The sequence below is a fragment of the Bosea sp. BIWAKO-01 genome, assembly GCF_001748145.1.
Taxonomy (GTDB): domain Bacteria; phylum Pseudomonadota; class Alphaproteobacteria; order Rhizobiales; family Beijerinckiaceae; genus Allobosea.
In genome coordinates this window covers 3,639,671-3,658,197 of the sequence record NZ_BCQA01000001.1, presented here as the reverse complement: position 1 = coordinate 3,658,197, position 18,527 = coordinate 3,639,671, and the positions used below count along the sequence as shown (strand labels likewise).

Below are 18,527 nucleotides of genomic sequence, written 5' to 3'. Positions count from 1 at the left end.
GGGTTCCGGCTCAGGCGTCAGCCCTGCTCTGGCATCTGATGAAGGTCAAATCCGGGCAGCAATGGCAGTCGTGAATCCGATAATGCCAGAACCTTGAACAATTCACCCATCTCGGTCGCGCCGATGGCGGTGAGCCGTGCGAAAGCCGCTTGGATCGCCTCCGCCTGCTCCGGTCGCGCTCTGCCGCAGAGCGCCTGCGCACGTTCCGCCAGCCCCAGCGCCAACAGGAAATCACGCTGCATCGCCGGTCCATGCGCCGCAGCCCCGGCCCGCCGCGCAGCCTGCGCCATCCGTTCGAAATCGACATGAACTGTGAGGTCGCCCTCACCGGGATCGGCAAGCGGATCAACCATTCGATGCCGATGGACCGCCTGAAGCGTATCTCCGAAGCCCGAACGCCCGGAACCGTAGTCGATGAACAGCGCAGCGCCGCCCTGCTCGGTGAGATGGCCGCTCACCGTCGTCACGACATCAAGCGCTGCGGTCGGCTGTTCGAAGATGCTTCCCTCCGGAGCGGCAACGCCAAGTGCAGACTCCGGCGCATGGGAGAGCCCGAATGCCAGATCGCTTGCGGCATTGATTCCGACCAGACGTTCGCGCCAGCCATCTCCGGCGCGCACGAATTGATCGAGCGGCAACGCGTCGAGGAACTCGTTGGCGAGGAGGATCGTCGGCCCGTCCAGCGCAGTCCCGATGCTGTCGTGCCAGACCGGCTCGGCCGCGGAGGTCAAGGTCCGAGCCTGGACTTGCCGCAGCACGGGGCTCATCTCGACGAGATGCACGGAGACCGCCTCCCGAAAACCCGGAACGATCCGCGCGGCCCGCAACACATCGGCCATCAACGTGCCACGGCCCGGCCCAAGCTCGACGAGGCGCAGGCTCGCAGGCTCGCCCATCATCCGCCAGACCGCACCCGCCCACAGCCCGATCAGCTCCCCGAACATCTGACTGATCTCGGGCGCCGTCGTGAAGTCTCCCTCGGCACCGAAAGGGTCGCGGGTCATGTAGTAGCCGTGACGGGGATGGCCGAGGCAAAGCGCCATATAGCGCGATATGCTGAGCGGGCCCTCGTCCTGGATCAGGCGGATGATCTCCGCCTTGAGCGCATTCACGCGCCAGCCCGTCTGGCGCGCAGCGCCAGATAGAGCCCGGCGAGGAATAGCGGCACGGACAGCAGCATGCCCATGGTGATGCCCCCGCTCAGCGCATCGACACTTCCGCCGAACAGGAAGCCGAGCTGCGGATCCGGCTCGCGGAAAAACTCGCAGACGATGCGCGCGACCGCATAACCCATGCCGAAGACACCCGCGACGAGGCCGGGTCGCTTGAAGCCGCCGGCCCGGACGACGAGCGCGAGCAGGATGAAGAGCAGGATGCCCTCGCCCAGCGCCTCATAGAGCTGGCTCGGATGGCGCGGCAGCGGCCCGGCATTGGGGAAAACCATGGCGAAGGGCAATCCCGGTGCCGGCCGCCCCCAGAGCTCGGCATTGATGAAATTGGCGATGCGCCCGAGGAAAAGCCCGATCGGAACGACGGCGGCGGCGAGGTCGAAGACGCTCAGCGCCGGGTGCCCGCGCCGGCGCGCAAACAGGAACAGCGCCGTCGCCGCCCCCAGTAACCCGCCATGGAAGGACATGCCGCCCTGCCAGACCGCGATGATATCCTGCGGCCGGGCGAGATAGCGCTCAAGGTCGTAGAACAGCACGAAGCCGATGCGCCCGCCGAGCACCACGCCAAGCGCGACCCAGAGCAGCATGTCATCGAGTTCTTCTGCCGCGGGGTGCTTCGAGCCCCCCCACAGCGCCGGCGTCGAGACCAGCCGGCGCGCATACCACCAGCCACCAATCAGCCCCACGACATAGGCGAGGCCATACCATTTGACCGACAGCGGTCCGAGTTGCAGCGCGACCGGGTCGATCACCGGGAAAGGGATGGCGAATACGGGCATGGGCAAGGGTCCGGTGGCGGAAGTCGCGGTCTCGCTCGGGCGGTGGCGCACCGCCCGTCACACGTCATCCCGGGCGACCCAAGGGACGGCCGGGATGACTGCACGATGGAAAACCTGCCGCGACATGGCCGGGGGGAGGCAGAGTGGTCAAGCAAAAAGGGCGCTCGCGTACCCGCCTGCCCCGCTCAGACCTTGATGATGAGCTTGCCGAAATTCTTCCCGTCGAGCAGGCCGATGAACGCCTCAGGCGCCTGGGCGAGGCCCTCCACGATGTCCTCCTTGTATTTCAGGGCGCCTCCGGCGATCCAGCCGGACGCCTCCCGTTCAAAGGCCGGGCGCTGCGCGACGAACTCACGCTGGATGAAGCCCCGGATCGTCAGGCTCTTGGTCAGGACCTGGCGCATGACGATGGGCAGCCGGTCCGGGCCTTCGAAATCACCCGTGCTGTTATACTGCGCAATCAGGCCGCAAACCGGAATGCGGGCAAAGCCGTTCAGCAGCGGAAACACCGCGTCCCAGACCTTGCCGCCGACATTCTCGAAATAGACGTCAATGCCATTCGGACAGGCCGCTGCCAGTTGGTCGGCGAAATCGGGAGCGCTGTGATCGACGACGGCATCGAATTCGAAGGTCTCACGGATGAAGGCGCATTTCGTCTCGCCACCGGCGATCCCGACGGCGCGGGCGCCCTTGATCCGCGCGATCTGCCCCACGGCCGATCCCACAGGCCCGCTGGCGGCGGCCACGACCACGGTCTCTCCCGCCTTGGGCTGGCCGATCGTCAACAGACCAGCATAGGCAGTGAACCCCGGCATTCCGAGCACGCCCAGCGCCGTCGTGATCGGCGCGGCGGCCGGATCGATCTTGCGCAGATTAGCGCCGTCGGCCACCGCGTAGGACTGCCAGCCGGAATGCGAAAGCACGATATCGCCCGATTTGAAGTCGGGGTGGCGGCTCTCCAGAACCTCCGCCACGGTCCCGCCTTCCATCACCTGGCCGATCGCCACCGGAGCGGCATAGGATTTCTCATCGCTCATGCGCCCGCGCATATAGGGGTCGAGTGAGAGATAGAGGATGCGCAGAACCACCTGGCCGTCGGAAGCCTCGGGAACAGCTGCGTGCTCGAGCCTGAAATCGCTGGGGCGTGGCCGGCCGACCGGGCGAGCGGCCAGAACGATCCGGAGATTATCCTGTTGGGGCATGGGGTTTCGTCCTCCCTGGGGCGCGTCATTTGGATTGGTCAGTTCATATGGGAGCAACGCTGCTCCGGGAGCACCACCTCACCCGTGCATTTTGCGACATCGTGGAGCACGCTCCTGACATGACGAAACGCCTCGGGCATCTTACATCGGGCTCATGAATCGCCAGCGCACCGACGACCTGCCGGAAGACGAGATCGAGGACGAGGAGGATGGCCTCCCGCTCCCTGACGCAACCATCGATGCCGGCGAGACACCCCCCTCCGAACTGAAGCACGGCATCGAGGTCATCGCCGGCTTCGCCAAGCACCTGCCGAACAAGCCCGGTGTCTACCGTATGTTCGATCGGGCCGGCGAGGTGCTCTATGTCGGCAAGGCCAAGAGCCTGAAGAACCGCGTCACGGCCTATGCGCGTGGGCTAGCCCATACCAACGCCGTTGCCCGGATGATCTCCGAGACGGCGAACATGGAATTCGTCACCACGGGAACGGAAACCGAGGCGCTGCTGCTCGAATCCAACCTGATCAAGCAGCTCCGGCCGCGCTACAATGTCCTGCTCCGCGACGACAAGTCCTTTCCCTACATCCTGCTGACGGGCGATCACCCTGCCCCGCAGATCGCCAAGCATCGCGGCTCACGGCACCGTAAGGGCGATTATTTCGGGCCGTTTGCTTCGGCCCAGGCGGTGAAACGCACGATCGACGCACTGCAGAAGGCATTCCTGCTGCGCTCCTGCTCCGACAGCTATTACGAGAACCGCACGCGGCCCTGCCTGCTCTTCCAGATCAAGCGCTGTGCCGCGCCTTGCACGGGCGAAATCTCGCACGCCGATTATCAGGCACTGGCTGATCAGGCGCGCGATTTCCTGTCAGGCCGCTCCTCGACCGTGAAGCGCACGCTGTCGGAGCGCATGCAGGCGGCGGCCGAGGCGCTCGAATTCGAGCAGGCCGCGCGTTACCGCGACCGGCTGGCGGCACTCTCGGCGGTCCAGGCCGGCCAGGATATCAACACCCAGGGCGTCGAAGAGGCGGATGTCTTCGCCATCGATGAACAGGCCGGGCATTTCTGCGTCGAGATCTTCTTCTTCCGCAACCACCAGAACTGGGGCAACCGCGCCCTCTTCCCCCGTGCCGACAAGAGCCTCACGCCCGCCGAGGTGCTGGCCTCGGTCGTCACGCAGTTCTACGACGACAAGCCGCCGCCACGCCTCGTCCTGCTCTCGCATGAGGTCGAGGAGATCGAACTGATCGGCGAAGCACTCTCGGCTCGCGCCGGCCGCAAGGTCGAGATCGCGGCGCCCAAACGTGGCGAGAAATTCGATCTCGTCGCCCACGCCGGGAAGAATGCGCATGAGGCGCTCTCCCGCAAGCTCGCCGACAACGCCGGGCAGCAGAGTCTGCTTGCCGCGCTCGGCGAAGCCTTCGGGCTGCCAAAGCCGCCGCGCCGCGTCGAAGTCTACGACAACTCCCACATCATGGGGACGAATGCGGTCGGCGGCATGATCGTCGCCGGTCCCGACGGTTTCATGAAGAGCCATTACCGCACCTTCAACATCTCCTCCGACACCATTGCCGGCGACGATTTCGGCATGATGCGAGAGGTGCTGAAACGGCGGTTCTCGCGATTGGCGAAGGAGAGCGCCGCAGCGGAGGGCGGCGACGCTGCCGATATCGCTGTCGCTGAATCTCCTGCTTCTCCCCCCGAAGCTCAGGACGAAACCGCCTTTCCCTCGCGCCCCGATCTCGTCATCGTCGATGGCGGCAAGGGCCAGTTCGAGGCCGCGCGCCTGATCATGGCCGAATGCGGCGTCACCGATATTCCGCTCGTCGCCATCGCCAAGGGTGCCGACCGCAACGCCATGCGCGAGACGTTCTTCATGGCTGGCAAGGAGCCGTTCAAGCTGCCGCCGCGCGACCCCGGCCTCTATTTCATCCAGCGCTTGCGCGACGAGGCCCATCGTTTCGCCATCGGCACGCATCGTGCCAAGCGCAAGCGCGACATCACCAAGAACCCGCTCGACGAGATCGCAGGCATCGGCCCCTCGCGAAAACGGGCGCTTCTGCTGCATTTCGGCACGGTCAAGGCGATCCAGCGCGCCAAGCTCGACGACCTGATGCGCACGCCCGGCGTCAATGCCGCCACCGCCAAGGCGGTGCACGATTTCTTTCACGATGCGTAAGGCTCGTGCACGCCTCGCGGGATTGCGTGTTGACGCTGTCACAAGCGCGCTGCTTTGGTGTTCCCCGTGACGATTCTTCCAGATGCCATCAGGCGGCGGGGTCCTTGGTCCCTGCCAAATTTGCTGACCTACGGCCGGATCGCAGCGATTCCGGCGCTGGTGGCGCTGCTGTTCTGGCCGCGCGACGACTGGATGCGCTGGATCGCCCTGGCGATCTATGTCGCAGCGGCCGTGACGGACTATCTCGACGGGTGGATCGCCCGGGCCTGGAGCCAGCATTCGGCGATCGGCCGTATGCTCGATCCGATCGCCGACAAGCTTCTGGTCTGTGCGCTGCTGCTGATGCTGGTCGCAGACGGCACGATCTATGGCTGGTCGCTCTGGGCAGCCATCGTCATCCTCTGTCGCGAGATCCTGGTGTCGGGCCTGCGCGAATTCCTGGCCGAACTCCAGGTCAGCGTTCCCGTCAGCAAAGTGGCGAAATGGAAAACCACGGCGCAACTCCTGGCGCTCGGCTTCCTCGTTGCCGGCCCCGCCGGCGACAAGGTTCTGCCCTATAATACGCAGATCGGCATCGTCATGCTGTGGCTGGCGGCAATCCTGACCATCTATACCGGGTGGGATTATCTGAACTCCGGAATCCGCCATCTGGTGGACGAGGACGAACGCGCATCATGATCGACAGCTTGACCGAGACCCGAACCCTGAAGCTCGTCTATTTCGCCTGGGTCCGTGAACGCATCGGCGTTGCGGAAGAGACGGTTGAGGTGCCCCACGAGGCACGAACCGTGGCAGATCTCGTGGATTGGCTGAGAGGCCGCGACGAGGGCTACGAGATGGCCTTCGAGAACGCCGCGATCGTGCGTGCGGCGATCGACCATGTCCATGTCAAGCCGGAAACCTCCCTCGCAGGCGCCCGGGAGATCGCCTTCTTCCCGCCGATGACGGGCGGCTGAGGCAAGCCGGACCCACGCCATGACTCCGGTCGTCCGCATCCAGCGCGAGGATTTCGACCTCAACGCCGAGGTCGCTGCGCTGACCCGCGACCGAACCGATATCGGCGCGGTCGTCACCTTCGCCGGGCTTTGTCGCGATGAAGGTGGCAAACTGGCAGCGCTCGAGCTTGAGCATTATCCCGGCATGGCCGAGGCCGAGATCGGGCGCGTGACAGCGGAGGCAGTCGAGCGCTGGCCGCTCACTGGTCTGGTCGCCATCCATCGTTACGGGCTGATCAGGCCGGGGGGGCAGATCGTGCTGGTGGTCGCCGCATCACGTCATCGCCGCGCCGCCTTCGAGGCCGCCGAATTCCTGATGGACTATCTCAAAACCCGGGCTCCGTTCTGGAAGCGCGAGCACCTGAGCGACGGCACCATCGGCGGATGGGTCGAAGCCAAGGCCGACGATGATACCGCCGCAGCACGCTGGAACTGAATGAATGCCTGGCCGACCGACGACCCCGCTGATCTCCGCGATCGCCGCAACCACCCTGCTCGGCCTGGGCCACGCCCAAGCCGCCGAAACCGGCACCAGGACCTTCCGTGACTGGATCGCCGGATGCGACAATCTCAGGGGCTGCACGGCCCTGTCGCTGCCCGCGGAAGCAGCGAGCGATGTCGGCTTCCTGAAGCTTGAGCGCTCTGCCGGACCGGCCAGCGCAGCCTCGCTCTCCCTGCGTCTCAGAGGTGAGCAGCTCAAGGCCCCGCTCACCGTACAATTGCTTCTGGATGGCGCCCCCTTCCCTGCCGCAGGCAAGAGCCTGCCCGCCCGTCGCGAGGGTGAGGACAGCGCAACCCTACTGCTGTCCGACGCCGATACCGAGGCCCTTATCGCCGCAGCGCGAAAGGCCACCCGGCTGACGGCCAAGCTTGCCGGCAAGACCTATGATATCTCGCTCGCGGGGTCGGTCGCCGCCATGCTCTGGGTCGACGAGCAACAGGGCAGGCTTGGCGGCACGAGCGCACTGATCCGCAAAGGCCCGGCCACGACCGTGCCTGCGGCGCCGGCCCTGCCTGTGATCGCCGCGCGGGCGACTGCCGGGTTTCCTGCGCCTGACGCCAAGGCAACGAAGGCCATGGCGGTTGCGCTGCGCAAACACCTCAAGCAGCGCGACCCCGACCTTTGCGACGACGCGGACTCCGATTCCGACAATGTCTGGTCGCTTGACGCCTCCACGAAGCTGGTTGGCCTGCTCTGCTCGCGCGGCGCCTACAATGCCACGACCGGCTTCTGGAGCGTGACCGGCACTGATGTCGCAAAAGCCAAGAAGGTCGCGTTCCCTCAACCTGGCGCCAACAGCGACAATCTCCTGATCAATGCCAGCTTCGACCCCGCTACCGGACAGGTCGGCTTCTTCGGCAAGGCGCGCGGCATCGGGGATTGCGGCAGTGCCGGCAACTATGCCTGGACCGGCTCGGGCTTCGTTCTGACCGCCTTGAGCGAGATGCCGGAATGCCGCGGCGTGGATCCGGAGGACTGGCCGACGCTTTATCGAAGCGATGTGAAACTCGCCAAGTAGCAAAAGGCCCGGTCTCTCGACCGGGCCTTTGTTCGATCGCTCACGCTGCCTTGGAGGCTGGCCTCACCGCAGCGGAATAATCTTCCATGATCACCTTGCCCATATTGCCGGTGATGAACTTGTAGGGCCCGATTTCTGAGACCAGCGTCACCTCGGCGGCCGAGCCGGTGATGAAGCATTCCGAGAAGCCCTCGAGCTCCTCCGGGCGGATGCGCCGCTCAACCACCTCGAAACCGCGTGCCCGGCACAGATCGATCACGGACTGGCGGGTAATGCCATTCAGGAACCTGTCGGCGGTCGGGGTGTGAACCACACCATCCCTTATGAAGAAGATGTTGGCGCCGGTGCATTCGGCGACATTGCCTTCCCAGTCGAGCATCATCGCGTCGGCATAGCCGGCCCGCTCCGCCTTGTGCTTGGAGAGCGAGCAGATCATGTAGAGCCCGGCAGCCTTGGCATGGACCGGCGCGCAGGCCGGATCGGGACGGCGATAATCGGCGATGTCGAGCCGCACGCCCTTCAGCTTCTGGGCCATGTCGAACATGCTCGGCCACTCCCAGACCGCGATCGCGGTATGGATGCGGTTGTTCATGCCGGACACAGCCATCATCTCCGAGCCGCGCCAGGCGACCGGACGGAGATAGGCATCCTTGAGGCCGTTCTCCTTGAGGCAGAGATATTTGGCCGCGTCGATCTCGGCGACCGAATAGGGGATCGTGAAATCCATGATCTCGGCCGACTTGTGGAAGCGCTGCGAATGCTCGGTGCACTTGTAGATGACCCCGTCATAGGAGCGTTCGCCCTCGAAGACGCAGGAGCCGTAATGCAATCCGTGGGTCAGTACGTGCACCTTGGCGTCCTTCCACGGCACGAGCTTGCCGTCGAACCAGATCACGCCGTCGCGCTGGTCGAAAGGAATGACAGACATGGGGCAACTCCTCTGCGAGTCTTCATGCGCCGAACTGGGCCACAAGGGGCGTAGGGCGCGCAAGCACTGAACAATTACTGCGCTGCAGCAACCGAAAGCGACATAATCAATCGCCCCGGATGCTTGACCGGTAATCTTCCGTCTGAGATATGTCAACATAGCTGACGTAAAATATGGAGCGCCTCGTGACTGACACGCAAGTCCGATCGACCGATGCGCCCCGGCCCGCGCCCGCCGAGGACGTACCCTACGACCTGATCGAACTCTTCTTCTTCGCCTACCGCGATTTCGTCAGCGACCCAGACCGCATCCTGGCGGATTACGACTTCGGGCGGGCGCATCACCGCGTGCTGCATTTCGTGCAGAGGCGCCCAGGCCTGACGATCGCCGAACTGCTCGACATCCTGCAGATCACCAAGCAGAGCCTCAACCGCGTGCTGAAGGAGCTTGTCGAGACCGGCTTCGTCGAGTCCCGCATGGGCACGCAGGACAAGCGCCAGCGGAACCTCTATCCGACGGATACCGGCAAGGAGCTGGCCGTGAGGCTGGCGCGTCTCCAGGGCAAACGGATCAATGCGGCGCTCAGCGCCGTCGGCCCCGAGGCAGGCGAGCAGGTGGCGCGCTATCTCGCGGGGTTGATCGATCCCGCCGAACGCAAGAAGGTACTGGGCTTTCTCGCTACGCCGGTGTGAGCTGCGCGGCGAAGAGCATCCAAGCCGGACATGGCTCCGTCGCCAAACCGGGGGATCCTGGTCTCCCGGCAGCGGGGATCGCGCTCCGGCTACGAAGAGGACCAAGCCCGATGACCGCAGCCAAGGCCCTGAAGCCGGTCCCCGACGAGGCCCCGCATATCCTCGTGGTCGATGACGACCGCCGCCTGCGCGACCTGCTGGCGCGCTTTCTCGGCGATCACGGCTACCGTGTCACCACGGCCGCCAATGCGGCCGAGGCCGATTCGCGCCTTGCCCATCTCGTCTTCGATGCCATCGTGCTCGACATCATGATGCCCGGCGAGAACGGCTTCGATTTTGCTCGCCGCTTCCGCGGCGGTTCCAACGCCCCGATCCTGATGCTGACCGCGCGCGCCGATAGCGCCGACCGCATCAATGGGCTGGAAATCGGTGTCGATGACTATCTCACCAAGCCTTTCGAGCCGCGCGAGCTCATCCTGAGGCTTGGCAACATCCTCAAGCGAACCATCGTCGTGGATGCTCCGCAATCGGGCAGCCACCCCGATTTCGTCCGCTTCGGCCCCTTCATCTACGGTCTCGCCCGGGGCGAATTGCGCCATGGCGAGGAAACCATTCGCCTCACCGAGCGCGAGCGCGAGATCCTGACGGCCCTGGCCGAGCGCGCGGGCGAGCATGTCCCGCGCGAGCAGCTCGCGGCGCAGGGCTCGGCGGCCAATGACCGCACCATCGATGTCCAGATCAACCGGCTGCGCCGCAAGATCGAGCGCGACCCAGCCGACCCGCTCTATCTCCAGACCGTTCGGGGTGTAGGTTACCGGCTGGTCACGGATCGGGGCTGAATCGATGCAAGGCGGCGCGCGTGGCATGCGCTGGGCTCAGGCTGTCGGCCTTGGTCTTCGACGGGTCGGGACCGCGATGGAATACATGCGAGCCGGGCTCGCACGCATGCTCAGGCCCGTGCTCAAGCTCGGCGGCCGGCCGCTTCGGATGATCGGCCGCTACATGCCGAAGGGCCTCTATCCGCGCGCCCTCGTCATCGTCATTGCGCCGGTCGTGCTGCTGCAGTCGGTCATCGCCTATGTCTTCATGGAACGGCACTGGCAGACGGTGACGCAACGCCTGTCCTCGGCCGTCTCGGCCGATATCGCGGCGCTGATCGACGTCTATGAGAGCTATCCGCAGGATGCGCAGGCGAGCGTGCTCAGCCGCATCGCGCTGGAGCGGCTCGGCCTGGATGTCGACATCATCCCCGATGCCGATCTGCCGCCACCGGGCCCCCGGCCGTTCTTCTCGCTGCTCGACAGTGCACTCTCGACGGAGCTGAGCCAGCAGGTCGCACGCCCCTTCTGGCTCGATACGGTCGGCCGCTCCAGCCTGATCGAGATCAGGATCAAGCTTGGGCCGAACGTGATGCGGGTGCTGACGCGGCGCAGCCAGGCCTATGCCTCGAACAGCCATATCTTCCTGATCTGGATGATTGGTACGTCGCTGATCCTGCTGACCATCGCCGTCTTGTTCCTGCGGAACCAGATCAGGCCGATCCTGCGCCTGGCCGACGCTGCGGAGGCTTTTGGCAAGGGACGCGACTCCGATTTCCGGCCGCGCGGAGCGCGCGAGGTCCGGCGTGCCGGCAACGCCTTCATCGAAATGAAACGCCGCGTCGAACGCTCGGTCGGCGAGCGCACGACCATGCTCAACGGCGTCAGCCACGACCTGCGCACGATCCTCACTCGCTTCAAGCTTTCACTCGCACTGCTCGAACGCTCCTCGGAGATCGACGCGGTGGAGAAGGATGTGGACGAGATGAGCCGTATGCTCGAGGACTATCTCGCCTTCGCCCGCGGCGACGCCGGCGAGGCTGCGGTCGAGACCGATATTCGCGCCCTTCTGGAAGACCTGAAGGCCAATGCCGAACGGCAGGGCCATCAGACCGAGCTTGAAGTCGTCGGCGATCCCCTGGTCGTGATTCGGCCGGACGCCATTCGCCGCCTGCTGACGAATCTCGTCTCCAACGCGGCGCGCTTCGGTGATCGCATCGCCATTCGCGCCACGCACGACGCCCGCTATTTGATCGTGATGATCGACGATGACGGCCCAGGCATCCCGGCTGGGTTGCGGGAGGACGTATTTCGCCCGTTCTTCCGGTTGGATGAAGCCCGCAATGTCGACAGTGGCGGCACGGGCCTCGGCCTTGCCATTGCCCGTGACATCGCCCGCGCCCATGGCGGCGACATCATCCTGGCGGACTCGCCGCTGGGCGGCCTGCGCGCCACCGTCCGACTTCCGGTCTGATCTGCGCGACATCACGCCCCGTGAGCTCGCGGGGGAGCGCTGTCGTCTCGGCCATCTCGGGCTTCGCTGGACCTTATGACACGCCCTCGGGCCGGATCACGCCGAGGCGCTGGAAATACGCGGCCGCCTGATCAAGGAAGGCCCTTACCTTAGCCGCCAGATGCTGCCCGCTCGGAACAACGAGATGCACAGGCAGCGGGGCCGGCTCGAACTCGCGCAGTAGCCGCACCAACGTCCCCGCGGCAATGTCGTCTGCCACCTGATAGGAAAGCGGCCGTGCCAGCCCGCGACCGGCGCGGGCCGCAATCAGGCCCGATTCGATCTCGTTGACGATGAACCGAGGCGCGACTGCAACGCTCGACCCGCGCGCCGATCCGCCAAAACGCCAGAGCATGCCCTGCCCTGCTGCCACGCTGGCAATGGTGTCATGCTGCAGCAGGTCCGAGGGGCGCGCCGGCACGCCACGGCTTGCGAGATAGGATGGAGCCGCAACCAGAAGGCGCCTGACCTCGCCGACCTTTCGCACGACCAGCCGCGAATCCGGCAAGGGTCCGATCCGGACTGCGACGTCCAGCCCTTCATCGATCATGTCGAGATTACGGTCGGCCAGCACGAGTTCGACCTGCACCTCGGGATTCAGGTCCAGGAACTCCGTCACCAGCGGCGTGACATGGCGCCGGCCAAAGGCCATCGGCGCAGTGACGCGCAGCAGGCCACGAACCGGGGCCGCAGCGACACCCGACATCGACGCCTCGTAATCGGCCAGCATCCGTCTGGCGGAGGTCGCGAGTTCGCGCCCGGCATCCGTCGCAGTGAGCTGGCGTGTGGTGCGGGCGATCAGACGTGCACCGACGCGTTCCTCGAGCCCGGCAAGAGCCCGCGTCACCGCCGGACGCGAGCGCCGCAATTGCCGACCCGCACCCCCGAGACTGCCAGTATCCAGGATGGCGACGAAGATCGCCAGTTCGTCGAGGCGGTCCAATCAATGTTCCTATAATTGGAATTCTGACTTTCAAGAATGGCGTATTTTGTTCGTGAACTGAAACAAAGAGACTGTGGCCTCACCTCTGGAGGTCACCCCATGTCACAAACCGGCATCACCCTTCACAGCACGCCGCTCTCTGGCCACGGCCATCGCGTTGAGTTGCTGCTGCTGGCACTCGGACTCGATTATCGCGTCGTTTCGGCTCCGGCTGATGTGCGCAGGAGCGAAGCCTTTCTCGCGCTCAATCCGCTCGGCCAGATCCCGGTGCTTCAGGATGGGGCGCTAACGCTGGCCGACAGCAACGCGATCATGGTCTATCTGGTGAAGCGCTACGCTCCGGACAGCGCCTGGCTGCCAGGCGAGCCACTCGCCGCGGCCCAGGTCCAGCGCTGGCTCTCGATCGCAGCCGGAGAGGTCATGCACGGTCCCTCGACCGCTCGGTTGATCGCCCAGTTTGGACTGAAGGACGATCCCGCCCGCGCCGAACGGATCTCCACGCGGCTGCTCACCTTCATGGAAAGTCACCTGGAAGAGCGCGCCTTCCTCGCGGCGGAGCAGCCGACGCTGGCCGACCTTGCCTGCTATTCCTATGTGGCGCACGCTCCGGAAGGCGGCATCTCGCTTGAGCCCTACCCGGCCGTGAGAGCCTGGACCGCGCGGATCGAGGCTCTGCCCTTCTTCAAGCCGATCCCTCCCTCACCGCTCCCCGCCGAGGGATGATGCGCCATGGACGCGTCCCCCTTCCATCGAGGCGAGCGCGATGCACAGGCCCGCGCGGGACTGTTCTCGCGCGGAGCCGGCATCCGCCCCCTCATGCCGGACCAGCACAGGGCCTTCTTTCCGCTCCTACCTTATCTTTTCGTCGGCGGGCTCGATCGCGACGGCTGGCCGATCGCAACCGTGCTGTGCGGAGAAGCCGGCTTCGTGCAAAGCCCTGCGCCAACCCGCTTGCGCATCGCCGCGCTGCCCTCGGCAGCCGATCCGGCGGCCGCAGCGCTGGAAACGGACCGTCCCGTCGGCCTGCTTGGCCTCGAACTCACGACGAGGCGACGTAACCGCGCCAACGGCATCGTTGCCGCACGCGATGCCGACGGTCTATCGGTCGAGGTTTCTCAGAGCTTCGGGAACTGTGCGAAATACATCCAGACCCGCGTCCCGACAGCTATTGCCCGCTTGCCGGAGGTGGTGGAGCCACTGACCCGCTTGGATGCGGCTGCCCGGACTGTGATCGAAGCCGTAGATACCCTGTTCATCGCCAGTTCGTCGGGGCCGCAGGGCGGATCAGCCGCGGGTGTCGACATCTCGCATCGCGGTGGCCGGCCGGGCTTTGTCCGGATCGACGGTGACGTCCTGACGATCCCCGATTTCACCGGTAACAGCTACTTCAACACGTTCGGTAATCTGCTGTTGGAGCCGCGCGCCGCGCTGCTCATTCCCGATTTCGCGACGGGCGACATCATTCAGCTTCAGGGCGAAACGGAGATCGTCTGGAACGGCCCGGAGCTCCGATCCTTGATTGGCTCGCAGCGGCTCTGGCGCTTTCGCGTCGCACGCGCCTGGCGGCGCAAGCGCGCCCTGCCCTTCAACTGGTCGGCAGCAGAACCGGCGCCGACCACATTGGAAACCGGGACATGGCAGCGGGACCGTTCCGCTGCCTGAGCCCATGTCAGTAGAGCCTGCCGCCGTTCGGGACGGCGAGGCTGGGCCCAATCAATACGACTTCGCCGTTGCCGTCCGGCATGCCGAGCGTCAGGACCTCCGACATGAACTTGCCGATCTGACGCGGTGGGAAATTGACCACGGCGAGGATCTGGCGGCCCGGAAGATCCTCGCAGCGATAGTGCGTGGTGATCTGCGCCGACGATTTCTTCAGACCAATCTCCCCGCCGAAATCGATCACCAGCTTGAAGGCCGGCTTGCGTGCCTCGGGATAGGGCAGTGCCTCGACGATGGTGCCGACACGAATGTCGACCTTAAGGAAATCGTCGAAGCTGATCGTCTCTGGCGATACGGACTTCGTACTCAAAATTCCTCCCAGGCGCGATCATGTGCGCTCGGCTCGAGTTTGCGGGCGGGCGCCGCCCCGTGGTGGGCGGCAGGCTTGCGGCTGGGGGAGGCTGCGCGAGGAGCGGGCGGGACGACGCTCGCCATCTTGCGTGCCATATCCTGCAATCCGGCAACGTCTCCGCCAAGCCTGAAGCGCGCGACCTGGGCAGCCAGGCGATCGGCCTCCTGCGACAGCGCATGCGCCGCCGCCGTCGACTCCTCCGCCATGGCGGCATTCTGCTGCGTCGCCTGGTCCATCTCGTTGACGGCGTTGTTGACCTCCTGGAGCCCAGCCGCCTGCTCCTGCGCTGCCGACGCAATCTCGGCGACCAGCGCAGTGACGCGGGTGATCTCGCCAGCCATCCGCTGAAGCGCATTCCCGGTCTGGCCGACCAGCGCAACCCCCTTGTCCACCTCGACGGTCGAAGCCGTGATCAGTCCCTTGATCTCCTTGGCCGCTTCGGCAGAACGCTGCGCCAGTGCCCGGACCTCGGAAGCCACGACCGCGAAACCCTTGCCGGCATCGCCCGCGCGCGCCGCCTCGACGCTGGCATTCAAGGCCAGCAGATTGGTCTGGAAGGCGATCTCGTCGATGACACCCACGATCTGCGAGATCTCATCCGCGGACTTCTCGATGCCGCCCATGGCCGAAACGGCGTCGCGCACGATCTGGGTCGACTGCTCGGCCTCGGTCTTGACCTGAGTGGTCGCCTGGCTTGCGAGGCGCGCGCTTTCGGCGGTCTGCCGCACGGTAGCGGTGAGTTCGTCGAGCGCCGTCGCCGTCTCCTCCACCGATGAGGCCTGCTGCTCGGTCCGGCTGGCGAGGTCATCGGCCGCCTGGCTGATCTCGCCGGAACCTGCCTTCATGCTTTCGGTATTGGTCGCAATCTGGCGCATCGTCTCCTGAAGTCGGGCGATCGCGCCATTGAAGTCGTCCTTGAGCTTGACGTAGTCGGCGGCAAAGACATCCGCGATCCGGTAGGTCAGGTCGCCCTCGGCGAGGTGTTCGAGGCCCGCCCCGAGCGCACGGACAACCGTTTCCTGCTGGGCGGAACTCTGGGCTCGCTCGGATTCGTTGCGGCGACGTTCCAGGTCGGTGGCGTCGCGATGCGCGCTCGCCTGCGCCTCGACGCGCTGCTTGTCGGCCTCGACCTCCTCCTTCGCCAGAGCCGCATCGCGGAAGACGACGAGAGCACGCGCCATGCTGCCGATCTCGTCGCCACGCTCCTGATGCGCGATCGCGCTTTTCAGGTTTCCGGTCGCAAGTTCGTTCATCGTGTCCGCGAGCGAGGTCAGCATGCTCGACGAGCGGCGGCTCAGGAACACGACCAGGCCAAGCATGAGCAGCCCAAGCGGAACCAGGACCTTGGCCACGTCGAGCATCATGCCACGGAAGGCCGCGTCGACATCGTCGACATGCAGCCCGGAACCGACGACCCAGTTCCATTTCGGCACCGAGACGACATAGGAAATCTTGAGAGACGGCTCCTTGTCGCTCGTCCTCAGCCAGAAATAGTCGAGAAATCCCGTGCCCTTTGCCTTGGCGAGTTCGACCATCTCCTTGACGAAGAACTTTCCTGTCGCATCCTTCAACGGCATCATGTCCGTCGTCTCGATCTTCTTGTTGGCATGCAGAACGCTGATGCCGTCGAAGTTGACGACGAAATAGTAATTTCCGTTGTCGAAGCGCGCGGCCGAGATGGCGTCGAGCGCCATCTTCTTCGCCTCGGCATCCTTCAGCTCACCCTTTTCAGCCCGCGCCAGATAGCTGTTGACCGTCGATGCAGCCGCCTCGACTGCGTTCTTCATCTCGACGCGCTTGAGGGCGATCATCTCGTTGCGGGCCTGGACGAGCGTGAAGCTCACCCCGCCGATGGCTAGGACGGCGGAAAGAATGGCGATGAGACCGAACGAACGGCCGATAGACAAGGCAGCAAGCTTCTTCAGAAACGGCATGGATGAGCCTCGCGACGTGTGATTCTTCACACTTCGCGGGCAACAACTAAGGCCTTGTTAATTCTGCCTCGTTTTCGCCTCATTTTACGGGCGCACGGCTACGCTAGATGGCGGGGGCGAAATCCTCGTTATCCTCACCCCGGCGGCCATCCTCCCCGCGCTCCCTACGGCGGACCCGCGGACGGGCTCCGCAGAAGGCACGGGCAAGTCCGCGCAACGGAGCCGTGAGCCGATGGATGTCCTCGGCCCGCGACATCACCCAACTCGCAGTCTTCAGTTCGCGATCGAGACGCGCCATCGTCCGGGAGAGTTCCGTTTCGTCATCGTCGAGCCAGACGTCCGCGACACGCGCCATCAGCAACACCGCACCCTGCACGCGCACGCCTCCCAGCGCGTCCTCCGTCGGGATCCCCGCCGAAGCGAGCATGTAGCGCCAGGAATTGACCGCACCGCGATTGAGAGCCGCGAGTGCCAGGGGATCGCGCCGCAGCGCCGGCATCACGCGCCGCAGGCCGGTCTTGTAAGGGGCAAGAGCATCGAGGCGGCGCATGACCAGGTCGAACATCCGCTCACGATAGGATTCGTCTGCGAGGTCATCGGACTGGCCAGCGAGCACCGCATCGTCGACGATACGGGTCAGCCCGCCGAGAATGGCGAGCTTGGACGGAAACAGGTTGCGCAACGTCGCAAGCGAGACGCCGGCCTCGCCAGCGATATCGCCGAGCTCGATCTCGTCCCACGGCCGCGCGGCCGCAAGATTGAAAAGCGCGTCCACCACCGCCTTCCGCGAGTCGGCGGGCGGCGCGCCTGCAGCAGGCTTTTCAGCTTTGGTTGAAGCGGGTTTGCGGGCCATCGGACCTCTCCATTCGCAAAGCGATGACGGAAAGGTAGGTCTGGATCACGGCCGAGGAAAGGTCATTCAGCCGGAAAGCTCTTCGGCGCGACGTTTGGCGGCAGCGACCGCGCGGCGCATCAGCGGCGCAAGTCCGTTATCGGCCATCAGCACTTCGAGTGCTGCCGCTGTCGTTCCGGCAGGCGAGGTCACGTTCTGGCGCAAGGTCGCCGGCGACAGCGGCGATTGATAGAGCATCTCCCCTGCTCCTTCGATGGTGCCCCGCGCCAGGCGCTCGGCCGTCTCGACCGGAAGTCCCGCTGCGACGCCAGCCGCCGCCAGGCACTCGACGAGATGGAAGACATAGGCGGGACCGGAGCCCGAAACGGCCGTGACCGCGTCGATCAGACCTTCGGTCGCGAGCCATTCGACCTTTCCGATGCTGCCGAGCAGCGCATCCGCCATCGCCCGTTGATCAGCACTGACGCCCCGTCCGGCGGCAGCCGCAGTGACGCCGCGCTGCACGGAAGCCGGCAGGTTCGGCATCGCGCGAATGATCGCCGTGGCATTGGGCAGGCGCGCCGAGAGATCGCCGAGCGTCTTGCCGGCCAGAATGGAAATCAGCAGGGTCTGCGGCTGGATGAACGCCTGGACCGAGGGCGCTGCCGTATCGAGCATCTGCGGCTTGGTCGCGAGCACGAGAACCTCTGTCGGCGGCACCGAGCGCGTCTCGGGATTGAGCGCGATGCCCTTCTCGGCCGCCAGCGTCGCGATCTCGTCCGAGGGCTTCGGGTCGATCAGCGTGATCCCGGTCGGATCCATGCCGATGCGGAGCCAGCCCTCGAGCATGGCGCCTCCCATCTTGCCCGCACCAATGAGGACAAGGGTTTGCGGCAGGGAACGGGACATGGAGGCCTCACGAGGAACGATATGTGACGTCTTGCGCGGCCTGGAA

General features: G+C 65.2%; 19 protein-coding genes. 10 read left to right on the top strand and 9 right to left on the bottom strand.

What is annotated here, in order from left to right; all coding sequences use genetic code 11:
- Positions 1-17 precede the first annotated feature (17 nt).
- The 3 genes from BIWAKO_RS16945 to BIWAKO_RS16935 all read right to left on the bottom strand — a co-directional run bounded on the left by BIWAKO_RS16945 (position 18) and on the right by BIWAKO_RS16935 (position 3,150).
- Complete coding sequence (locus BIWAKO_RS16945; protein ID WP_069879645.1) at positions 18-1,112, bottom strand: class I SAM-dependent methyltransferase; 1,095 nt, start codon at positions 1,110-1,112, stop codon at positions 18-20.
- Positions 1,109-1,948 carry a prolipoprotein diacylglyceryl transferase gene (gene lgt, locus BIWAKO_RS16940; RefSeq protein ID WP_176733341.1) on the bottom strand — a complete coding sequence of 280 codons (840 nt, stop codon included), beginning with the start codon at positions 1,946-1,948 and terminating at the stop codon, positions 1,109-1,111. The genes BIWAKO_RS16945 and lgt overlap by 4 nt, the downstream gene beginning before the upstream one ends.
- A 185-nt stretch (positions 1,949-2,133) precedes the next feature.
- On the bottom strand, positions 2,134-3,150 hold the full coding sequence (locus tag BIWAKO_RS16935) for an NADP-dependent oxidoreductase (protein WP_069879644.1): 1,017 nt from the start codon (positions 3,148-3,150) through the stop codon (positions 2,134-2,136).
- A 154-nt stretch (positions 3,151-3,304) separates the two neighbouring features.
- On the opposite strand from BIWAKO_RS16935, the gene uvrC reads away from it, so the two are divergent.
- The 5 genes from uvrC to BIWAKO_RS16910 all read left to right on the top strand — a co-directional run bounded on the left by uvrC (position 3,305) and on the right by BIWAKO_RS16910 (position 7,841).
- Positions 3,305-5,326, top strand: a complete 2,022-nt coding sequence (gene uvrC, locus BIWAKO_RS16930) for an excinuclease ABC subunit UvrC (protein WP_069879643.1) — start codon at positions 3,305-3,307, stop codon at positions 5,324-5,326.
- A 66-nt stretch (positions 5,327-5,392) separates the two neighbouring features.
- Complete coding sequence (pgsA, locus tag BIWAKO_RS16925) at positions 5,393-6,004, top strand: CDP-diacylglycerol--glycerol-3-phosphate 3-phosphatidyltransferase (RefSeq protein ID WP_043232683.1); 612 nt, start codon at positions 5,393-5,395, stop codon at positions 6,002-6,004.
- 26 nt (positions 6,005-6,030) lie between these two features.
- The gene (moaD, locus tag BIWAKO_RS16920) at positions 6,031-6,282 is read left to right on the top strand and encodes a molybdopterin converting factor subunit 1 (RefSeq protein ID WP_069882566.1); all 252 of its coding nucleotides are present in this window, start codon (positions 6,031-6,033) and stop codon (positions 6,280-6,282) included.
- Positions 6,283-6,301: 19 nt separating this feature from the next.
- Entirely contained in the window at positions 6,302-6,757 is a 456-nt protein-coding gene (locus BIWAKO_RS16915) for a molybdenum cofactor biosynthesis protein MoaE (protein WP_069879642.1), read from the top strand.
- A gap of 4 nt (positions 6,758-6,761) precedes the next feature.
- Positions 6,762-7,841 carry a DUF1176 domain-containing protein gene (locus BIWAKO_RS16910; protein ID WP_069879641.1) on the top strand — a complete coding sequence of 360 codons (1,080 nt, stop codon included), beginning with the start codon at positions 6,762-6,764 and terminating at the stop codon, positions 7,839-7,841.
- Positions 7,842-7,881: 40 nt separating this feature from the next.
- Here the strand turns inward: BIWAKO_RS16910 and BIWAKO_RS16905 are convergent, their stop codons facing one another.
- Entirely contained in the window at positions 7,882-8,769 is an 888-nt protein-coding gene (locus BIWAKO_RS16905; protein WP_069879640.1) for a branched-chain amino acid aminotransferase, read from the bottom strand.
- A 173-nt stretch (positions 8,770-8,942) separates the two neighbouring features.
- Between BIWAKO_RS16905 and BIWAKO_RS16900 the strand changes: the two genes are divergently transcribed.
- The 3 genes from BIWAKO_RS16900 to BIWAKO_RS16890 all read left to right on the top strand — a co-directional run bounded on the left by BIWAKO_RS16900 (position 8,943) and on the right by BIWAKO_RS16890 (position 11,753).
- Positions 8,943-9,461 (top strand): MarR family winged helix-turn-helix transcriptional regulator, encoded by a 519-nt coding sequence (locus BIWAKO_RS16900; RefSeq protein ID WP_069879639.1) that lies wholly within the window; start codon positions 8,943-8,945, stop codon positions 9,459-9,461.
- A gap of 110 nt (positions 9,462-9,571) precedes the next feature.
- Positions 9,572-10,300 (top strand): response regulator, encoded by a 729-nt coding sequence (locus tag BIWAKO_RS16895; protein WP_069879638.1) that lies wholly within the window; start codon positions 9,572-9,574, stop codon positions 10,298-10,300.
- An 85-nt stretch (positions 10,301-10,385) separates the two neighbouring features.
- Positions 10,386-11,753: an ATP-binding protein gene (locus BIWAKO_RS16890; RefSeq protein ID WP_371332189.1), complete on the top strand. Its 1,368-nt coding sequence runs from the start codon at positions 10,386-10,388 to the stop codon at positions 11,751-11,753.
- A gap of 73 nt (positions 11,754-11,826) precedes the next feature.
- On the opposite strand, the gene BIWAKO_RS16885 is transcribed toward BIWAKO_RS16890, so the two are convergent.
- Positions 11,827-12,735 carry a LysR family transcriptional regulator gene (locus BIWAKO_RS16885; protein ID WP_069879637.1) on the bottom strand — a complete coding sequence of 303 codons (909 nt, stop codon included), beginning with the start codon at positions 12,733-12,735 and terminating at the stop codon, positions 11,827-11,829.
- Positions 12,736-12,834: 99 nt separating this feature from the next.
- Here BIWAKO_RS16885 and BIWAKO_RS16880 point away from each other — a divergent pair, with 99 nt between their 5' ends.
- Together BIWAKO_RS16880 and BIWAKO_RS16875 are read left to right on the top strand one after the other, a co-directional pair.
- The gene (locus BIWAKO_RS16880) at positions 12,835-13,458 is read left to right on the top strand and encodes a glutathione S-transferase (RefSeq protein WP_069879636.1); all 624 of its coding nucleotides are present in this window, start codon (positions 12,835-12,837) and stop codon (positions 13,456-13,458) included.
- Positions 13,459-13,464: 6 nt separating this feature from the next.
- Entirely contained in the window at positions 13,465-14,397 is a 933-nt protein-coding gene (locus tag BIWAKO_RS16875) for a pyridoxamine 5'-phosphate oxidase family protein (RefSeq protein ID WP_069879635.1), read from the top strand.
- Between the two features lie 7 nt (positions 14,398-14,404).
- On the opposite strand, the gene BIWAKO_RS16870 is transcribed toward BIWAKO_RS16875, so the two are convergent.
- The 4 genes from BIWAKO_RS16870 to proC form a co-directional block, all read right to left on the bottom strand.
- Entirely contained in the window at positions 14,405-14,764 is a 360-nt protein-coding gene (locus tag BIWAKO_RS16870) for a tRNA-binding protein (RefSeq protein ID WP_069879634.1), read from the bottom strand.
- Entirely contained in the window at positions 14,761-16,740 is a 1,980-nt protein-coding gene (locus tag BIWAKO_RS16865) for a methyl-accepting chemotaxis protein (RefSeq protein WP_069879633.1), read from the bottom strand. The genes BIWAKO_RS16870 and BIWAKO_RS16865 overlap by 4 nt, the downstream gene beginning before the upstream one ends.
- A gap of 103 nt (positions 16,741-16,843) precedes the next feature.
- A complete protein-coding gene (locus BIWAKO_RS16860) occupies positions 16,844-17,515 on the bottom strand; it encodes a TetR/AcrR family transcriptional regulator (protein ID WP_244523467.1) in 672 nt (223 codons plus the stop codon).
- Positions 17,516-17,659: 144 nt separating this feature from the next.
- The gene (gene proC, locus BIWAKO_RS16855) at positions 17,660-18,481 is read right to left on the bottom strand and encodes a pyrroline-5-carboxylate reductase (protein ID WP_069879631.1); all 822 of its coding nucleotides are present in this window, start codon (positions 18,479-18,481) and stop codon (positions 17,660-17,662) included.
- Between the last annotated feature and the right edge of the window lie 46 nt (positions 18,482-18,527).